The organism is Clostridium sp. CAG:43, assembly GCF_000434655.1.
Taxonomy (GTDB): Bacteria; Bacillota; Clostridia; order Lachnospirales; family Lachnospiraceae; genus Otoolea; species Otoolea fessa.
In genome coordinates this window covers 1,017-3,061 of the sequence record NZ_FR895109.1, presented here as the reverse complement: position 1 = coordinate 3,061, position 2,045 = coordinate 1,017, and the positions used below count along the sequence as shown (strand labels likewise).

4 protein-coding genes are annotated in these 2,045 nt (G+C 51.1%); all 4 read left to right on the top strand.

What is annotated here, in order from left to right:
• On the top strand, positions 1 to 475 hold a 475-nt coding region (locus QVO97_RS10380), incomplete at its 5' end, for a bifunctional adenosylcobinamide kinase/adenosylcobinamide-phosphate guanylyltransferase (protein WP_288189633.1).
• A gap of 71 nt (positions 476 to 546) precedes the next feature.
• Entirely contained in the window at positions 547 to 1,332 is a 786-nt protein-coding gene (locus tag QVO97_RS10375) for an adenosylcobinamide-GDP ribazoletransferase (RefSeq protein WP_022360252.1), read from the top strand.
• A gap of 15 nt (positions 1,333 to 1,347) precedes the next feature.
• Positions 1,348 to 1,806, top strand: a complete 459-nt coding sequence (locus QVO97_RS10370) for a bifunctional adenosylcobinamide kinase/adenosylcobinamide-phosphate guanylyltransferase (RefSeq protein WP_022360251.1) — start codon at positions 1,348 to 1,350, stop codon at positions 1,804 to 1,806.
• 23 nt (positions 1,807 to 1,829) lie between these two features.
• Positions 1,830 to 2,045, top strand: a 216-nt coding sequence (locus QVO97_RS10365) for a cobalamin biosynthesis protein (RefSeq protein ID WP_369678414.1), incomplete at its 3' end; no start/stop codon positions are given.

Genomic DNA, 2,045 nt, shown 5'->3' with positions numbered 1-2,045 from the left:
CGCGGCAAAAGGGTTTGAGACGATTGAGCGGTATACGGGGTTAGAAACATTAGAATTAGAGGAGAGATTCGAAGAGTCCAATTCGGCTGGTTTGGACGATGAACAGGAAAACGATAGTTTGAAGCGCTGGGAGTCCTGCCGAGTGGCACAAAAACCAGTGCTTCTCCTTGAATGTATGTCCAACCTTGTCCTCAATGAATTTTATGCTCAGGAAAATGGTGCGCAAGAGCGGATTCTGCAAGGAATAAAACACTTGCAAAACCAGTGCCATGACCTTATCATTGTAACGAATGAGATCTTTTCGGACGGTGTGACGTATGATCTGGAATCGGAGCGGTACATAGAGCTTCTGGGACGGATCAACCGGGAACTGGGACAGATGGCGGATTCGGTGACGGAAGTGGTGTATGGAATTCCGCTTGCGGTGTCAACACCTGTTTTTGCAGCCGATGAAAGGACAAAAGATGTAGGGTAGTCAGTGAGTGGAACAGAGCGGAATGCCTGCTAAAGTTATGGTTGCCAGAATAGAGTCAGGGGGAGCGAAGATTGAATCTGATAGGAAGTTTTGTCATTGCATTTTCCATGTATTCACGCATTCCGATGCCGCGCATGGACTGGACGGAAGAGCGGATGCGCTATGCGCTTTGTTTTTTTCCGCTGATCGGGGCGGTGATCGGGGCGGTAGAGATAGCCACGTTTGCGCTCTGTGAAATTTTGGGTGCTGGAGTTCTGTTCCGGACCTGCCTGTTGACGGCAGTTCCACTATTGATTACCGGTGGAATCCATATGGACGGGTATCTCGATGTGACGGATGCGCACCATTCCTACGGCGAGCGGGAAAAAAAGCTGGCGATTTTAAAAGATCCACATACAGGGGCGTTTGCGATCATCGGTCTGGGGCTGTACCTGCTTCTCTATGCGGGGGCAGTTTCTGAGCTTGTGGGAGCAGATGTGTGGCTGCTGCCGGGGGCGCTTATGCTGGAACGCGCCTGCAGCGGCTATTCGGTGGTGGCATTTCCAAAGGCGAAAAAGGACGGGCTTGCCGCTGAATTTTCCAGAAGTGCCGAGACAAAGGTTGTTCGCGTGAGTATGGCAGCTTTAGCAGTGTTGGCGATCAGCTGGATGATTTACTGGGGACATCTGCGCGGCGCTCTGGCAGCCTTGACGGCTCTTGCAACCTTTGTTTGCTATTATCGTTTTTCCATGCGGGAATTTGGCGGCATCAACGGCGATCTGGCAGGGCATTTTCTGCAGAGCTGCGAGCGGAATGTGGTGCTGGTGCTGGCTGTGATGCGGCTGGCAGGTACGTGCCTGGGGTTTTTGAATTTTTAAGCGAGGAAAAGCAGAATGATTTTTATAATTGGCGGCAGGGAACAAGGAAAGACCGCGTATGCGATGAAATTGTGGGAAAAACGTACTTTGGAACGGAGGAAAACAAAAGACTTATCCACCGTTCTGAATCGATCGAAAAATCCAGAAGCGTGTAGAGTTACGGCACGCATCGCGGATGGGAGATTAGAAACGGACGAACAGACGATCGTGCAGGCGGATCTGATCACGCATTTTGAACTGTTTGTGAGGCGTGAGATGGAAGCCGGGCGCGATCCATACGTGTTTGCAGAACGCCTGATGCAGGAAAATCCGGATGCATTCGTGACGGCGGATGAAATCGGCTGCGGCATTGTGCCGATGGAAGCATTTGAGCGCGATTATCGGGAGACAGACGGGCGTATTTGCCAGCGGATCGCCGCATATTCGGAGGAAGTGCACCGGGTTATCTGCGGTCTGGGAATGCGGATCAAATAAAAGAATAGTTGGGAGTAGACAAAATGACAGCAATCAGTAAAGTATTGACAGGAATGATAGAAGGCAGAATGGTCGGATATCACTTAGCTGCGATTCTGGCAGGTTATCTTCTGGATCTGTGCCTGGGTGATCCGCATTCGATGCCGCATCCGGTCCGGGCGATCGGAAATCTGATTGTGTGGCTGGGAAAATATTTGCGTCCAGCTGGAAAAAAGCATGCAACGGAACGGGGGGAACGC